The organism is Aquimarina sp. AU119 (assembly GCF_900312735.1).
Taxonomy (GTDB): domain Bacteria; phylum Bacteroidota; class Bacteroidia; order Flavobacteriales; family Flavobacteriaceae; genus Aquimarina; species Aquimarina algiphila.
The window spans coordinates 45874-63493 of record NZ_OMPF01000003.1 but is presented as its reverse complement, the minus strand read 5'-3'; the positions used below and the strand labels follow the sequence as shown (position 1 = coordinate 63493).

The following is a 17620-nucleotide window of genomic DNA, read 5'->3' as shown; positions in this document are numbered from 1 at the left end:
ATACTAACTATGCGCTATATTCCTTATTACATACTAGTTTTTCTTTTTCTATTAATTCACAAATTGCATCCCATAATGAAATTCTTTTTTCTAAAGATTGTTTTGCTATGGTAAGTGATTCAGACCATTTTACCTCATCGGTTCCACATAATTCTGATATCATTTGAAGAGAGAGAGGACCATGTTCATCCCCATCAAGTTCTATATGTCTTTCGAGATAATACGTGAGTTTGTCATAACGTCTATTTTCAGAATCTGCACTTTTTAAAATTTCGATAAACATATCTGGTATAACGTCTTCTCTACCAAATGTAAATGCCGAGGCAATCAAATGAGACTTATTGGTGTCAATAATAGCAAATGAAAAGTTCACAAAATCAGCCACTCTTTTATCAATACTAATTTCATTCAATGCCGAATTAACAGAATGTCCAGAGTCAATACATCCAATTAAAGTATTGATTTCTTTAGTATTTGCTCCAATTTGCGCCATTGCATCTAAGTACATTTCAAAATGACTTTTGGGTTCTCCTAATTCATTAATATCACTTTCTTCTCCATGGACAATTTCATTGATAAATCTTGAAAGCGTTGCATTTTTTCTTGGGGTCCAGGGTATTTCTACTTTTGTAAGTTGTAATTGTAGCGCTTTCAAAAGAGACATAAAATCCCATACGGCATATATGTGATTCTCCATAAAAACTTTAATGTCTGACACATCACTTAATACTTTGTAAAGCTTATGGTCTCTTAGTTGATTTCTTAACTCAGAAATTTCATTTTCTATATGTTCTATTCTATTCATATTGCAACTTGCGTATAACAATTGTACATATCCAATAGGTTAATGTTTTCTTATATTTTGTAAAGCGAATCTACCGTAAGATTTATTATAATCCTAATCAAAAACTACAATCCAATTATCTTGTTTTTTAATTAAAATCCTATTAAAGATAATTATTCTTTAACTACGATATAAGTAGTTGGATGATCATAATCATATATTTCTGGTTTAACATCGAGTAAATAAATATTTGTATTTGGGATGTTTCTTGATGTTATTTTTTGAGCAAGTACATGTTCTGCGAAAATTTTGAATTGAGTCGTCGTATCATTTATATTGAATTCATAATATTGATATCCTTTGGGATAGAAAGTTCCAGGCACGAAATGGTTACCTCCTGAACTGCCATTTGCTGTTACAGCTTTATCTTTGATCAATAAGCTTTTGTTATCAACTTTTATGAATTTATCTCTCCGCTGACATTGATCAAATTCATTGAGTTGTTCATAAGGCTCTTTCCTATTTCCAATATTTTCTTTCCAAAGCGGAGTAGGCATTTCTGTTATTATAAATTCATTTTGAGGATATGTTAGCAAATACCAGTCTCCGATATCTCTAACACACTCCAGATTTGTTAAAACCTGTTTATTAAATTCGTCTACTGATTTATGATAACTTATAGAATCTATTTTGCGACTTATATCATAATGCAGACTATCAGGAAACTTATTTAATGCATAAGATCCTTTTTCCTTAAGTTTTTTCTCTATATCATCCTTATATAACTGACCATGAAATGGATGAATGGGTACTTTTTGTGGTTTAGATTTTAGATCATGATACTTAATTACATTTCCATTTTTATCATTAACATAAAAATTTTCGTTTTTTGCAATAAAATAAGAGCCATGTCTGGGAATAGAATCGATACTATTTAATTCGTTATCCATCTCCATAATATACTGTCCTGTAGACCCATCATCGTAAAAAAAGTTAACAGCAGCGTATAGTGTAGCGTTATTAGAGCTATACATATCATAAATTTTCATTTTGAGAGGTTGAATCGCTATTTCAGTGTTTGAATTTTCTGGAAACACCTCCATATCAGGAAACTTATCATCCTCTGTTTTTGTATATCCACAACTAATTACAATAGTTGTAATTATAAAAAAAACAATCCCTTTTACTATTAGATTCATTTTATAAATATCCTTTATCTCTATGAATCTGAAAACACTAAAACGATTTTCGCAGAGAGATAGTGATTATTTTACGGTACAGATTACAAATTCGTTTAATCTCTAAGAATAATTTCAATCATCGTTTTTATACAAAACAGTATCAAGCAAATTCCCTTGTTCATCATAAATTTTCCATTCTCCGCTTTTTTTAAAATTTACCTTCTTCCCTGTTTTGTAAATTTTACCATTTTTAAAATACTCTACATATTTTCCATCATCGACACCATCTTTAAATTCTCTTTCACACTTTAAATTTCCATTATCAAAATAATATTTCCATAATCCATTTTGTTTACCATTTACTTTTTCACCGGTTGTATGTATTTTACCATTTTTAAAATATTCAGTTTGTTTCCCATTAGCTTTACCATTTAAATAGTTTTCTATACTTGCTATTTCTCCAGAATCATAATAATTTTTCCATTCTCCATTTGCTAATCCTTTATCATCATATTGCTTTAAATATTTTAAAGTCTTTGTTTCTTTGAAATAGCTTTTCCATACTCCTGTTTTTATATCTTCTTTATACCAACCTTCCATATAAAGTTCACCAGAATAATCAGTTTTATAATATCCGTCACGTTTTCCATTTTTGAAATTTTCTATAGATTGTATTTCTCCATCTTCATAATATAAAGTCCATTTTCCTGTTTTTCTTTCTTCAATAAATTGACCAATTTCTTTGACATTACCAGATGGGTAATAATCTTTAAAGTCTTTTACATTATTAACAATAGTTGATTTTGTATTACCAACTTCATTACTATTACTCTCTGCTTTATTAATATTGCATTGTGATAGAAGTGTTGAAGTTAAAACACCAAGAAACCCCAAACTAATCTTATTTTTTAAATTATACATTTTATAAAATTTACTGATGAAAATTGTATTAACTGATACTATATTTGATCTTATTTCAACTACGATTAATATTTCCTATTCATTTTTCAAATCATCATTAATGGTAATCTAAATGATCTTTTTAATGCCTTTTATACTCTAATATTATTTTGCATTCTTTTTCCAAAAATACAAAAGCGATGGAGTATCATTATTTTGTCTATCATATTTATCTAAAATTCCCAAAGCTTTGTTACACAATCAAAGTTGACCGCTTTGCATGTTTCAGAATCTAATACGTCTTTACAGATAAAGAAGTAAACTGAAACATAAAACATGCCTAAAAGTAGTATTACCATACTTTCTGAAACATCATTTCGTTTACCATTAGTTGATTCTGATTGTTTAAGCAAACTTATAGGGTTAATTGATATAATAAGCCAAATAAATAACAGAAGAAGGAGTAAAAATCGTCCAACAATTATTTGATTTTCAGTATCATTAGCTTTACTAAAAAAGATTTCTTCAAAAAATATAAATCTTGCAAAGAAGAATAAAATCAATAAGATACTGACTATATAAACAAAATACTTTAAAAAAGTTTTAATTTTTGATATAGTAATCATTACCAAAGATAAAAGCATTAATAATAAAGTAAAATACCATACTGTATTAATGAATTCTGAAATTACAGTTCCGTCCTGAGAACGTCTTAATATAGTTATAGCTACCAAAACTGCTACTAAAGGTATGGTAACAAGAATGGTAAAATATCCGCCAACACTCTTATGCTTGGATAGTGTTAGTATAACAATAACAAACAAAATAATAATCCACCATACTTTTAAACGGCTTAAAGAAGACGTAACCTCAACAATTTTTTCAATTAAAAAGGCATTATTTAAAATGATTCGTAATAAAACTAAAGTTGAAAAAACACCAATAAATGCTATGAATACAGTTTTGAAACGAAGGAAAAGTTCGTTAGAGTAGCGCATAAATTTGAATTTTTACTAAGGTATAAAAAAGAAGGTGATGACATTGTTTTTCTTATGGGTTTTAAAACTCTCCTCTTTTATTAGAGCAATTCTAGTGTCATAAACCTTAAATATATTACTATATATCTATAAATCAAGAATACAAAAATCACATCGTCATCCTGATAGAATAAAATAATACAAAAACATTATTGCTAAAACAATAATGATATAAGAGGGATGGATAAAAAACAGAATATCATAAAAGTGAATTTTCAATAAGCTCAGAATACTTTTAGAGTGTTCTTGTACCGAGTTCATTAGAGTTCATAAATGACATCTGCTTTGACCCAAAACATGTAGATCTATCTATTCTGTAGGGATGAAAAAACCATTTCCAAATTACTTCTTTGGTTTGTATTTGGATTTAATATTGTAAATAAATACTAAAACTTTTATGAAGCAAATCAATCTCATAAAATTTTCGTAACTTATTGAGGAATAGCTTTTAAATCTCTGCAGTCATGAAAACCTTAATTTTAATTTTGTGCGGGATGTGTTCTTTTTTCGCTATTACACAAGAAAATAAAACTACCGCAATTGAGCCTTATAACCTAGAGGGTGTTTGGGAACTTAAACATCAATTCTTATATGATGATCACAACCAAATAATTGATACTGTTCTTAATCAGAATGGATATCGCCAGGTAAAGATGTACAGCAAAGGAAAAGTGATGTGGACTCGTTATGACCCAAAAGATAATAACGAATGGTTCGGTTATGGTACGTATACTATCAAAGACGGCATGCTCGAAGAACGTTTAGAATATGCTTCTGGTCCTATGATGAAAATTGTCGATACCACACAAGTTTTTGTATTCGAACTTGTGATGGGCACCAATTCGTATCAACAAATCGATGTAGATAAAGAGGGACATTATTCACAGTCTGAAAACTATGATAAAGTTCAATGATTTTTTTTATAAAACCATTTGATCTACCCTAAATCTTATTCTTCAAGCAGTAAAACTAAAAAATCCCGACCTTATAACGGGCCGGGATTTTTAAAACACACTAAACTTAGTATCAAACTAGCTTATATAATACCAGGTAGTACCTCTTAATTCTACCCGTCTCCATCTATCTTGATTAGTATCCCAATACCACCAAACATCGCTGTATCTGTAGACTCTTACTCCATGAATTGTATAATAGTTTCCATTTTCATATACTTCTCCTCCACCATTACCAGGATACATTTGATTAATCCCTGTCTTATCTCCAGAAGATAAGGCATTACGTTGCGTACTGTAAGTACTACCATCTTTTTTGGTAATGGTAGGATTTCCATTCTTCGAAAATGCATATGAACTGTATAGCATAATCGATCCAAAATCTAAACGACTTGTATATTCATCTCCATCTCTACCTCGTTGCACATAAGTCTGAAAATTATGCTCCTTACCGCTTTGTATATTTTGAAAATTAATCGTAATATCCTGATTTCTATCAGCTCTACTTTGCTCGTGCCATAATCCTACAGCATGACCAATTTCATGAATGGTATTTCCTGTAGAACAACCATCTGCCAAGGTGATGTTCTGGCGTCCACCTACCATCCCCACACTAGAGGAGCAACCGGATCCCTTTCTAAAGCGTATATAGTTAGACTGATTTGTTCGTTGTACAAATCGTAAGGATGTATTGGCTTCCCAATGTGCAATGGCATCAGATACGCGATATTGTTTGGGTAATCCGCTCTCGACCGTATAGTATACTGTGTTATCGGGCCACCGTCCCCCGGTTCTACCGACACTCTTTTGTTCAGGAATTTGTTCTCCTTCTTCAAAAACCAACTTGGTCGGTGCTATAGACAACATGTTTTTTGAAAATACAATATCACCTTCATAGATGTATTCTCCATTAATTTCTTCAACCTGGATTTTTTCTCCCGCATAATACATCTCAGTTACTTTCCCTACGTTCTCAGGATAGGCTATTTCTACCAAACTGGCTTTTGTTACTTCTTCTGAAGCTGTGGTGACTTCATCAAATTGTTCTGCTGTACAAGCTGTCAATAACAAACTTAGTATTGACAATCTTGTGATCTGAGTTTTAATCATAATAATTGAATTTGTGTTAGATATTAATAGTTAATAATTATGTTTATGACTATTGTTTTATGACCCTTCCAGAATGAGTTTGACTAGCTCCTTTTACTTTATAGACATATATACCAGATGCCAATGAACTCATATCAGATTTGATTATGTTTCTGCCATTTGGTTGTACTTCTAAAAGTTTTTTTCCATTTAAATCATAGAGTTCGAATGCACCAAAATCAAGTCCTGCGATATACATAAAATCATCTACAGGATTAGGGTATATCATAAGCGGAAATATCTTTTCTTCAATTGTTTTAGTATTTCCTATTAAAGCTTCATCAAAAGATCGTGCATCAGACTGCTTCGTTATTTTAATCCAGTTGATATTCCAACCGCCAGATGCTGCATATAAACCAAAAGAATAGGTTCCCGCATTTATAGTAACAGTATGAGATACTGTAGTCCAGTTTTGCCATCCTCCCGTATTTGGTATATTCACTTGACCCAGAACTATTGCTCCTGCGTTTATATCAGCAGATAATGTACCACCACCAACTGCACTGGCAACACGGTATTCTATATGATAATTTCCAGAAGAAGGAAAATTAATATTTGCATATGCTATCCAATCTCCAGTATCGATATACCCAACATTTTGTCCTCCTTCTGAGCAGTTTTCGTTTTGAACACCCAACATAGAAGTATGGTTTTCTGCTTCAATTGTTTGACTAGATTCACCACCATTTATTTTTGAAATAATAATAGAGGTAACCTGATCGTTAAATCCATCGTTAACTAGACAACTAGTATCTCCTGTTTTTATAATTGAAGTTCCTGTAAAGTTATCATCAAAGTAAAGTGTAGCTTGATATCCTGATTGTACTTTTACTGAAGAAATATCATCATCTCCAATACCTAATCCAATTAATTGACCTCGTGTATATGTACCTTCTTCTAAACCTATTGCATATCCACCATAGGAACAATGTTGATACATAGTAGCTACTTCTGTAGTTGGAGGATTAGGGTTTGAATTTCCTTCGAGACCTCCAAGTGTGATTTTTACATTTCTAGGGTTTGGAGTATGGATTGTTGCTGATTGATCATACACATCATCATACGCAAACGTATAGGTTTGGCTTTCGAAGCTAATATCTGTCTGATGGAAGAATTTAGAGTACCAGTTATACGGCCAGGTTTGATAATATTTAGAAGTATCTCCAAAATTTTGTAACACTCCTGAAGGTAGGTTTAAATCTATAGCGTGTCTTGTAATTGCTGCAACCATTTGAGATTGTACTACCAAATCCCATCGCTGTCCTGATGCCATGACTCCACTCCCTTCCATTGCTTCTATTGTAGTTGGTTTTCCTGGGATTGTTGCAACCTGTCCGTCACTATCTCTATTAAATACAAATTGATTCCCACCTTGTACTTTCCCTCTCCAAATACCGGCATCTGATGTAAATACAAGCTCCTGATTAGCATACTTAGACCAAATATCATTTATATACCCATCCATAAAGTTTTTAGGAAATGCTTCGACTTTGGTAGGAAAATGAATCGTTCCTTCATCTGTATTGAGTAAGCTTCTAAATTCATTAGGAACCGTTGCTTGCCACTGGGCCAAAATATCATCATGTTTTTTTAACTCACCTACTTTTTTGTAAAAGTCATTTCCCCAGACCTCTAAACCCATGGGGTATTGATACGAATCAACTCTTGATGTATTACACCAAAGGCCAATATCATTGAAAGTTAATTCAATCAATTCAAATTTTATACCCTGATTGGGATCTGTTGGGTTTGCCAGATTTGGAGCAGAATACCCACTTGGAGCACCTGAATGGCCAAAAAAGTAGAGATACAGTTGACTTTTAAAAGAAACCATAATTCTACATCCTGCTATTTTAGGAATCTGAACCGTTTTATTAGGAATATCGCTGAGTCTACGAAAACAATTGGCATATTTACCATTCTCTCCTGGTCCCTGATTACTATCAATTACAGGGCCTTGAACTGTATTATAAGTACTGTCCATTCGATTCACTGCACCTGTCACGGGATCTATCCAAACATGGCCATCGGTAATTCCTACTATAGCAACAAATATCTCATTATCCGGATATATTGAATTATTGGTGATTTCATATGGCAATGTTTGTGCTTGAGCTACTATCCCTAATAAGAATAATAGTCCAAGACAAAATATATGAGTAGCTCTATTTTTAACTTTCATACTATTGTTATATCTAAAATTCATGATATTATTCTTTAATTACACGTTTTGTTTCTGTGCTTCCATTTTTTTCTATACTAACTAAGTATAGTCCTTTCTTAAGATTAGAAAGATCAATAGATCTTCCTGGCTCTACTGTTATAGAATGTAGTATTCTATGGCCAAAAGCATCGAACACAGTAACCCTGACATTTTCTCCTTCAAACTTAAATTGAAGTGAGTTTTTAAAAGGGTTTGGATATAATGTCATGGTATCTGTATTCCTTACTTCACCATTGTTTTCTTTATTCTCAACCAACGTCGAATCAGTAAATTTCACATCGGGTAGTCCTATTATTTTTATCCAGTTAATATTCCAACCCCCAGAGGCCGCATATAAACCAAAAGGGTAAGTTCCTGCGTTTATAGTAACGTTATGAGATATTGTCGTCCAGTTTTGCCATCCTCCTGTATTTGGTATATTCACTTGTCCAAGAACCGTAGCTCCAGCATTTATATCAGCAGATAATGTACCGCCTCCAACCGCACTTGCAACTCGGTATTCTATACGATAATTCCCAGAAGAAGGAAAATTAATATTTGCATATGCCATCCAATCTTCGGTATCGATATATCCAACATTTTGCCCTCCTTCAGAACAGTTTTCATTCTGAATACCTGACATAGAAGTGTGATTTTCTGCTTCAATTGTTTGACTAGATCCATTATTCCCTGTTTTGGAAATTATGATAGAGGTAACTTGGTCATTAAATCCATCGTTAACCAAACAACTGGTATCTCCTGTTTTTATAATTGAAGTTCCTGTAAAGTTATCATCAAAATAAAGTGTAGCCTGATATCCTGATTGTACTTTTACTGAAGAGATATCATCATCTCCAATACCTAATCCAATTAATTGACCTCTTGTATATGTACCTTCTCCTAAATCAATACCATATCCACCATAAGAACAATGTTGATACATAGTAGCTACTCCTGTAGTTGGAGGATTACTACCAGCTTGATATACTCTTACATAATCTACAGCCATACGTGCTGGTATTTTACTATCATCAACAGAAAACCCTGGCCAGTTACCTCCTACTGCCATATTGAGTAATAAAAAATACTCATTATGAAACTCACTGGTCCCGTTTACGCCATTAGTAATATCAACTTCATGATATTGATTTCCATCAACAAACCATTTGATATTATTCTCATTCCATTCTACTGAATACAAATGATAATTTGTAACATTAACTGCTGTATGTCCTCCGTAATAGGCATAATTACCATTGCCATCCTGCCAGTGAATAGTTCCATGAATATCTGGTGAGTTATTAATATGCTCAAGAACATCAATTTCTCCACATGCCGGCCAACCTACTGAAGAAATATTACTTCCCAACATCCAGAATGCAGGCCAGAGCCCTTGTCCCATCGGCAAAGCTATTCTTGCTTCTATTTTACCATATTTAAAATTTCTTCTACCTTGAGTTTTCATACGTGCAGAAGTATAATTAGCTCCGCCAAAATTTTCTTTTTTAGCCGTAATAATTAACTGTCCATTTTCTACACTGGCATTCTCGCGACGGTAATACTGTAATTCGTTATTTCCCCATCCAGAGGATCCTCTTCCGGTTTCAAAAACCCAGTCAGGGCTTATTCCGTTAGTAAACTCATCCTGCCAGACCAAGTTCCAGTTTTGAGCAACTACCACAGAAGTTGCCATTACAAAAAAGGTTAAAAAGAGTAATGTTTTGATTGTTTTCATTTTAAAATTTTAGTTAGGTTAATATTTAGTGATTTGTGTTTAATAAAACTGGACAATAATTATATCCTTCTTATCATAAAAATATAGTTATGGTTATTCTTTTATGATTCTTCCAGAATAGTTTTGATCAGCTACTTTCATCTTATAGATATACACTCCAGGTTCTAATACATTTATTCCTGGTATTGGAGATGAAGCCTTCTTATTGGTTTGTACTCCTGTATATTCAAATACTTTTATCCCTATATGGTTATACAATTCTAGGGTATATCCAACAGAGGTTTCTGTATCTAATTGCATTTGTAGTCGATCCTGTAATGGGTTTGGATATAAAAGAGCTTTAGATTGTACAGATGTAGTTATTTGACGTGATCCTAATCCATCTAAATAAGTTCGTACAGGGTTTGAAAAGGCAAACCCTCCAAATTGATCCCAGTTAATCGACCAACTCATTACTCCTCTAAGACCTGGATAGTTTTGTGATAATGAATATTGACCACCAAAAGAATTACCATTGATCAGATAATCCAGTGCATCAATGACTCCTTGAGACCCTGTAAACCCTCCTCCTGCATTAACGGTAGCAGGTACTCCTATCAAAATTTGGTCAGGACGAAGTGCTGGAAAAAACTTACTCGAATCTTTTGTAATCGGAAATCCTTTTAATAACATATCTACGAGAGCAACATAAAAATCTGCATTACCCATACTATAAAAACTATCATCTAATGCTGTTATTGACCCTGAATTGTAATACTGGACTTGTAAAAAGGTTAATTTATCTCGTAATGCATGGATTAAAGGTAAATATGCTCCAGCGCGACGATCAGCTCCTTGCGAAATTCCACCATAAAATGAATACCCCAGTTGAACAAAAAATGTTTCAGGAGCCATAGTGAGTATAAAATCATTCCCAAAATGATTATATACACTTTCTACTGCATTGATAGTATTTACTAAGACAGGAGTTGTAGGGTTTTTAAAATCGGTATCACCAAGGTCAAGAGATAGTGATTGTCCTTCAAAATCAATATCCATACCATCAAAGTCATACTCTTCGATAATAGAGATCATAGAAGTTATAAATTTATCTCTGGCAGAAATAGTATTTAATCTCACTTGCCCTTCTGCTCCTCCAATAGAAATAATTACTTTTTTACCTATTCCTTTTAAGTATTGGATGTCTGATTTAAAATCACTTTCAGTATAATTGATCGTGCTAAATTCTGGAGCTAGTTCAAAGCCTAATTCACCGTCTGTTGAGGATATTTTTGGTTCTGCGAAAGAAACATTAATAATATCCCAATTAGAGGAAACATCACGTAGTTTTATCAACCCCGAACCATTTTGAAAATTATGCCAATATCCATTTAATACTCTTTCTGGTAGTGGCCCACCTCCACCACCTGAAGTGATAACACGTATATTAACAGCACTTGATGTAGTTGACAAATTATCATTATCTGTAGCTATTGCTGTTAATGAGTAATTTCCTATCGAAAGGCCACTCCAATCAAAATTATATGGGCTAGTAGTATCTTCTCCTAATTTGATTCCATTACTAAAGAATTCTACCTTGGCTATTGTTCCGTTATCATCTGAAGCATTAGCACTAATCGTAATCGAGTTACCTTCTATAAATGATTGTCCTGTAGATGGCGAAGTAATTGATACAGTAGGCTCTCCATCCCCTCCACCAGAACCACATTCTCCAACCAATACCCAAGCATCTTCCCAATTGGTTCCACTGCCGGGAGCGTATGCCGAAGCTCCACCATTACACCATCCAGTAAATGGCCAAGGTTTACACTCATAGATATTACCATCATTTTGCACCTTGCTTCCAGCCACATATCCTCCATCTTCAACATATTGTGATTCATCGCAGCTTCCTCCTCCGGTATCTGATTGTACGGTTATATTTATTGCCGAAGATGTACTACTAGCGCCTTCATTATCGGTTGCTATAGCTACCAAACTATGGGTACCTTCGGTTGCTGTCCAATTTATTGTATATGGAGATGATGTATCTTCGTTAATCATATTTCCATCAACATAAAATACTATTTTACTGACACTACCATCTGCATCACTTGCATCTGCTGTAATACCTACATTTTCTCCTGTGGTAAATGATGAATTATTTGCTGGACTTACAATAGCAACTATAGGCATTTGATTCCCTGTCTCTATACTTACTGTAATAACAATATCAGATGAAACCGTTACTGCATTATCATTATCTGTTGCACGTGCAGTGAGCGTATGGTTTCCTGATGTTGCAATCCAATCTGCTATATACGGTACAGAGGTATCTTCTGATAATACGATGCCATCAACTAAAAATTCAACCTTAGTAATTGTACCATCAGTATCTAAAGCATCAGCGTTAATGGTTATGCTATTTCCTGTTGTAAATGTAGCTCCAGATAAAGGAGAAGATATAGACACCGTTGGGACAATATTACTTCCATCACAAGGTCCTACTTCTACCCATGGACCCCATTGTGAGTTATTACTCGCTGGATTTTGATTCTGAGTCCAATGAAACGCCTCATACTCTGTCCCTTGATAAGTAACTTTATCTCCTTTGATGTATACATTATCCGCTACCCATGATGGAGAACTACAGGCAATGATCTTTATATCCATTGTATTACTATATGTAGTATCCGATGCTGACATATATTTGGCTACTCCCAATGAAAAAAATATAGTAATTATAAGGTGTACTCTAATTCTATGTTGGGTGAGGATGTTATTTAAAATTTTCATGACTTTATTTTTTAGTGATCTATAGTTTTATGTTAGTTCTTAGAATTTGACCATCTTAAACACCTTTGTATCCTTACCCATGGTTACTGAATAGAAGTATATTCCTTTAGCGTAATTTGAAGTATCCCAGGAAAAAGTATATGTTCCTTTTTGTAAAGGTTTATTCTTTATTTCTTTATCTAATCGTTTTCCATTAAGACTAGAAACATGAATAGAAACATTCTGTCTTTGATATAATTCAAAACTAAAAGAGACAGTATCCAAAAATGGATTAGGATAGATATTCATTTTGGTTAGTGCTAAAGTTTGGGTAGTAGCAGTTCTCGATTCTGGTTCGAGAGTAGTATAAGGTGTCATTTGTGCGCAACCACATTCTGAACAATCATTGGTAGTATCCAGGTCATTATTTACTCCAACAATCCCTGTAAAACGATTATAGTGACCAATTCTATGAGTTACTTTAATGAATTCTGTTCCTGATCCACATTCTATACCGCCGTTAATAATGTTAATTGTCATCCCTAAACCTGGTTTTCTATTACGTTCCTGATCATATACTGTAGGAGTCCAATTACCGACCATTACATCATGTGCAGAAGGTTTTGGGTATTGTGGCGTCATCCAGAACCATATCGCTGTCTGAAAAGCTAATGCTCCATCTTGCACAACTTGTTCTGGATTATTTATAAGTATATTTTTATCTCCAAACAAGAATTCACTTACTTGTCCATAATTATAATTGTAACTAAGTTGGATTGGTCCTCTTCCATGATAGGATTTGCCAGGTGCGGGAGGATAGTTAATATTATTTTCGTCTCTATACCCTATCCTATCAGTCCCTTCATATCCTTGTTCTTCTCTAAAGTACAATCCCCAGGAATATCTTCCTCCAGGAGCAGTATCCCAACCTCCTGTAGTTTCTTGAGCTATATTAGCCAGAAAAGCTGCCAGCTCACGTTTACGGATCGTTTCGTTTCCTTCATTAGCAAAAGTTCCATAATCAACCACTTGGGTGATTATAGGTTTGGATTGATTCCAATCAGCATTAAAATCCTGATCAATACGAATCACTGATGATTGATTGGTTTGCTTATCTTTTCTAGTAAGACGGTATAAATTTGTTCCTTTACGTCTTTCGAAAGTTATTTCAATATTTGACATTCTGGCAATTGCATCTATAAACGCTTGATATGTATAGAAATCTTTAGCAGGATCTAGTTCAAATGTATCTAAATCAGTTCCAAATCGATATGGGAAGAACTCATTGTATTGTGCTTCTGAAAGTATAGCATCTCCTCCACTTATCTGTTCTTTTATGGTAATTTCAATCGAAAAATTTGTTACACCCTCTCTATTATCTCTAGCATATCCCGTGAATGTATATGTTTTATAATCTGAAAAAGACCAATCTCTTTCATAAATATCATCATCTTTTGGGTCTAAAGGGAATGATCCCTCTGGTACATTTACAATAACAGGTAGCTCAATACCGTCAGCATCTATTGCGTGAACTCGAAAGGGTACTGTTACTGGTAAAGACCCTGTATAGACAACAGAAGGTGTTAGTACTGTAACTTCTGGTGGTGTATTACCTCCTGTACAAGGACCTAACTCTTCCCATGCCAATGGCCATGCCCATTCTGCAGAACCACCAGGAGTATATGCGCCTCCTGCAGAACACCAACCTCCAACTTTACAACGATACCTCTTTCCAAAATTCTGAACCTCATCACCAGTCACATAGGATGTTCCATTTACATATGGTGAACTACTACAGTCTCCTCCTGATGGTGGAGTTACCTTAATATCAACCTCTTTAGATTGTGTGGTTGCTCCTAGATTATCTTTTGCCACTGCCGTAATAATATGATTTCCATCCATCGGAGAAAACCTAAACTCGAATGGTGCACTGGTATCCACACCAATTTCAACTCCATTCATAAAAAAAGTAACGCTTATCACATTCCCATCCTGATCTGTAGCCTCTGCTTCAATAATTACTACCTCTCCAGATTGAAACTGATCTTCACTGACTGGCGAATTAATTTTCACCATAGGGGATTGATTACTATCTCCTCCATCACATGTACCTAATACCTCCCAAGCACTTGGCCATGCCCATTCTGCTGTCCCTCCCGGGGCATATGGTCCTCCCAGAGAACACCACCCTCCTACTTTACAACGGTATTGCTTACCAAAATTTTGTACTTCGTCTCCAGTTTGATATGCTGTTCCGTCTTGATACTGGGGACTGGCACAACTCCCAGTCTGTGCCTGTATTTGAAACGAAAAGAAGCATAGCACTACTAATAACATCAATCTTATAAAAGTATGTTTTTTCATTATCGTGTGTTTTAATGTGTTTTAGGATGAATTACATAACAACCATTTTGTATCACATAAAACAGAGTCAAGAAATCAACATTGAATTATAATGTATCTCGACCCCGTTCTATGTAACAAGAGTGAGTATTTTGAAATACCAAGATTGTATTACAATTAATTAAGCTATTCTTTTATCACTTTGTGGATCATTTCTTTTCCATCTATTAAAATTTTACAGAAATACATTCCTTCTTTAAGGCCCGAAAAGTTTATTGGTATATCGTGTATTCCTGCTTTCATTTTTATTCCCGATTGGGTCTTTACTACATTTCCTATATGACTATATATAGTAAACGCTACAGTGCTTGATTTTGTTAATTCTAATCGAAAATTCGTTACCTCATCAAAAGGGTTTGGATAGTTTCTTGTCAACGTAAAATAAGTTTCTTGTTGTGCCGTCCTGGCGGTACAGTCACCTATGATTATCCAGGCATCTTCCCAATGGGTTCCTGTACCTGGAGCATATGCACTTGAATTTCCACTACACCATCCAGAAAATGGCCAGGGTTTACATTCATAGATGCTCCCATTGTTTTGCACCTGATTTCCTGCAGCATAATTTCCGTTTTGTGAATATATATCCACATCACAGCTTCCTCCACCTGTATTCGTTTGTACTATAACATCCACTGTTGAAGAAGTTATAGCATCATCGTTATCAATGGCAACGGCTCGAATTGTATGGTTACCTGTTATAGCAGTCCAATCTGTTGTGTATGGTGAAGATATATCTTCAGAAATTTTAGTATTATCCACAAAAAACTCTACTTTGGTAACATTTCCATCTATGTCATTTGCATTGGCTGATATGTTTAATGTCTGCCCGGCAGTATAAGAAGTTCCCTGTTGTGGAGATGTAATTACTACTGTTGGAGATTGATTCGACGGATTTTCTTCATTTTTAAATATCAAATAATTCAGATTAAAATCATCACTATCCATAACGACTCGAATTACTTGTACTCCTTTATTTAATGTTACAGAAGTTGTTACAGTTTGCCAATTTTGCCATCCACCAGTATTAGGGACATCAATCTGACCGCTGCTATTTTGTTCATCAACTTCTATATGAAATTTTCTTCCAGAAGAAATTGCTGCAACTCTGGATTCTAATGTATATGTTTTTGCGGTTTCTACATTTACAGTATATTCAAGCCATTCTCCAGTTTTTATCCAACCAATATTATATCCTCCTTCAGAACAAACTTCAATATCTACAGCATCATTACGATACTCACCTCCTTCATTACTGTCAGAAAGTTCATTAAATGCTATATTTTGCCCCCCAAGATCATAGTTTTCGGCTTCGATCTTACCAGGAATATTTCTTGGAGTACCAGCATAAGGGGATTGTGTATCATTTCCTCCATTTCCAGGAAAATTATCTGCTGGAAATTTAATTTTATCTCGGATCCAGCTTCCTGCTGATTTAAGTCTATCAGTAGTCCAAGGTCCACCAGAACAAGTTCCGGATTGCCAAACTGCGCCAGTTCTAAAATCATCAGAATAATTCCAACTTGTCCAACTAATCTTTTTTTGTTGCATCAGATCGATAAATCGTTGCGTCATTACAAAATCATTTGGTCCATCACCACTAGCCTCCTGACTACCAAACTCAGTTACAAAAACAGGCAATTGACTAGACGCTTCATCTAATCTGTTTAAATACACTTCTCCATGACTCTTAGCATAAAAATGAAAAGTATACATCACATTATCAAACTGTAATGGATTATTAATAACATCTTGCAAATTCCCCTGTCCCGATACACCAAAAGTTGACCACCCATGAGTACCCACAAGGACTACGGCATCATTATCAATCGATTGAATAACAGGTATAATCTGGTCTGCATAGGTTTTTATACGATTCCAGGTAACTCCAGAACCATTGGGTTCATTACAAACGTCATAAATGATATTATTTTTATTTTTATGTTGATTAGCGATATCGGTAAAAAAACGTTTCGCATTTTCTAAGTTATAATTTGGATCTCCCGGATTTAATTGATGCCAATCTACTAACGCATACATTCCTCTTGCTGTAGCTTCTTCAATTAATCGATTTACCTGATTGGTAAATCCTACGGGATCAGTTTCATATCCTCCTTCTTGTACATATAAGGAGATTCGAAGGATATCAGCATCCCAATCATAGGCTAGGGCATCTAGTGAAGATTCTGTTAAACAATTTCCCCACCCATACCATTGTATGCCATGAGTACTCATTCCTCTAAGTTGAATTGGTTTATTATATTGATTACAAAGTTGTGTTCCGCATACTTTGAGCTGACCATTTTGAGCAACAGGAGTTTCTTGCGCTATAGTTGTAAAACTAATAAGTGTCCAGAAAAAAGATAGAATTAAAACGAAATACCTTGTTCGTATATATTGTGTTTTCATACATTAGGTTTTAAGAAAGTAGTATAGATTTCTATATCATAAAAGATATTAGAATAGGGTATCTAAAATAAAAACCATCCGATGCCATAGTAGTTTCTATAACATCGGATGGTAA

General features: G+C 34.1%; 11 protein-coding genes. 1 reads left to right on the top strand and 10 read right to left on the bottom strand.

Annotated elements, in window-relative coordinates:
• Nucleotides 1-7: 7 nt before the first annotated feature.
• From DK442_RS03755 to DK442_RS03740, 4 genes are all read right to left on the bottom strand, one after another.
• The gene (locus DK442_RS03755; RefSeq protein ID WP_109434521.1) at nt 8-805 is read right to left on the bottom strand and encodes a DUF3050 domain-containing protein; all 798 of its coding nucleotides are present in this window, start codon (nt 803-805) and stop codon (nt 8-10) included.
• Nucleotides 806-957: 152 nt separating this feature from the next.
• Nucleotides 958-1983 carry a hypothetical protein gene (locus DK442_RS03750; protein WP_109434520.1) on the bottom strand — a complete coding sequence of 342 codons (1026 nt, stop codon included), beginning with the start codon at nt 1981-1983 and terminating at the stop codon, nt 958-960.
• Between the two features lie 114 nt (nt 1984-2097).
• Nucleotides 2098-2886, bottom strand: a complete 789-nt coding sequence (locus DK442_RS03745) for a toxin-antitoxin system YwqK family antitoxin (RefSeq protein WP_109434519.1) — start codon at nt 2884-2886, stop codon at nt 2098-2100.
• Nucleotides 2887-3098: 212 nt separating this feature from the next.
• Nucleotides 3099-3863: a hypothetical protein gene (locus DK442_RS03740; protein WP_109434518.1), complete on the bottom strand. Its 765-nt coding sequence runs from the start codon at nt 3861-3863 to the stop codon at nt 3099-3101.
• A 503-nt stretch (nt 3864-4366) separates the two neighbouring features.
• Here DK442_RS03740 and DK442_RS03735 point away from each other — a divergent pair.
• Nucleotides 4367-4816 carry a hypothetical protein gene (locus DK442_RS03735; RefSeq protein WP_143915595.1) on the top strand — a complete coding sequence of 150 codons (450 nt, stop codon included), beginning with the start codon at nt 4367-4369 and terminating at the stop codon, nt 4814-4816.
• A 117-nt stretch (nt 4817-4933) separates the two neighbouring features.
• Here the strand turns inward: DK442_RS03735 and DK442_RS03730 are convergent, their stop codons facing one another.
• From DK442_RS03730 to DK442_RS03705, 6 genes are all read right to left on the bottom strand, one after another.
• The gene (locus tag DK442_RS03730; protein ID WP_109434516.1) at nt 4934-5965 is read right to left on the bottom strand and encodes a M12 family metallopeptidase; all 1032 of its coding nucleotides are present in this window, start codon (nt 5963-5965) and stop codon (nt 4934-4936) included.
• Nucleotides 5966-6014: 49 nt separating this feature from the next.
• On the bottom strand, nt 6015-8210 hold the full coding sequence (locus tag DK442_RS03725) for a beta-1,3-glucanase family protein (RefSeq protein WP_109434515.1): 2196 nt from the start codon (nt 8208-8210) through the stop codon (nt 6015-6017).
• A 4-nt stretch (nt 8211-8214) separates the two neighbouring features.
• Nucleotides 8215-9942, bottom strand: coding sequence for a carbohydrate-binding protein (locus tag DK442_RS03720; RefSeq protein WP_109434514.1), 1728 nt, complete (start codon nt 9940-9942; stop codon nt 8215-8217).
• A 93-nt stretch (nt 9943-10035) separates the two neighbouring features.
• Nucleotides 10036-12717, bottom strand: a complete 2682-nt coding sequence (locus DK442_RS03715; protein ID WP_109434513.1) for an Ig-like domain-containing protein — start codon at nt 12715-12717, stop codon at nt 10036-10038.
• 39 nt (nt 12718-12756) lie between these two features.
• A complete protein-coding gene (locus DK442_RS03710) occupies nt 12757-15060 on the bottom strand; it encodes a glycoside hydrolase family 19 protein (RefSeq protein WP_160114032.1) in 2304 nt (767 codons plus the stop codon).
• A gap of 165 nt (nt 15061-15225) precedes the next feature.
• A complete protein-coding gene (locus tag DK442_RS03705; protein ID WP_109434511.1) occupies nt 15226-17505 on the bottom strand; it encodes a cellulase family glycosylhydrolase in 2280 nt (759 codons plus the stop codon).
• Nucleotides 17506-17620: the final 115 nt, after the last annotated feature.

Bases quoted from the DNA above. Each gene is read 5' to 3' on its own strand.
- DK442_RS03705 (WP_109434511.1), bottom strand. From the start codon at position 17,505: ATGAAAACACAATATATACGAACAAGGTATTTCGTTTTAATTCTATCT.
- DK442_RS03755 (WP_109434521.1), bottom strand. From the start codon at position 805: ATGAATAGAATAGAACATATAGAAAATGAAATTTCTGAGTTAAGAAAT.
- DK442_RS03720 (WP_109434514.1), bottom strand. From the start codon at position 9,942: ATGAAAACAATCAAAACATTACTCTTTTTAACCTTTTTTGTAATGGCA.
- DK442_RS03745 (WP_109434519.1), bottom strand. From the start codon at position 2,886: ATGTATAATTTAAAAAATAAGATTAGTTTGGGGTTTCTTGGTGTTTTA.
- DK442_RS03735 (WP_143915595.1), top strand. From the start codon at position 4,367: ATGAAAACCTTAATTTTAATTTTGTGCGGGATGTGTTCTTTTTTCGCT.
- DK442_RS03750 (WP_109434520.1), bottom strand. From the start codon at position 1,983: ATGAATCTAATAGTAAAAGGGATTGTTTTTTTTATAATTACAACTATT.
- DK442_RS03715 (WP_109434513.1), bottom strand. From the start codon at position 12,717: ATGAAAATTTTAAATAACATCCTCACCCAACATAGAATTAGAGTACAC.
- DK442_RS03730 (WP_109434516.1), bottom strand. From the start codon at position 5,965: ATGATTAAAACTCAGATCACAAGATTGTCAATACTAAGTTTGTTATTG.
- DK442_RS03740 (WP_109434518.1), bottom strand. From the start codon at position 3,863: ATGCGCTACTCTAACGAACTTTTCCTTCGTTTCAAAACTGTATTCATA.
- DK442_RS03725 (WP_109434515.1), bottom strand. From the start codon at position 8,210: ATGAATTTTAGATATAACAATAGTATGAAAGTTAAAAATAGAGCTACT.
- DK442_RS03710 (WP_160114032.1), bottom strand. From the start codon at position 15,060: ATGAAAAAACATACTTTTATAAGATTGATGTTATTAGTAGTGCTATGC.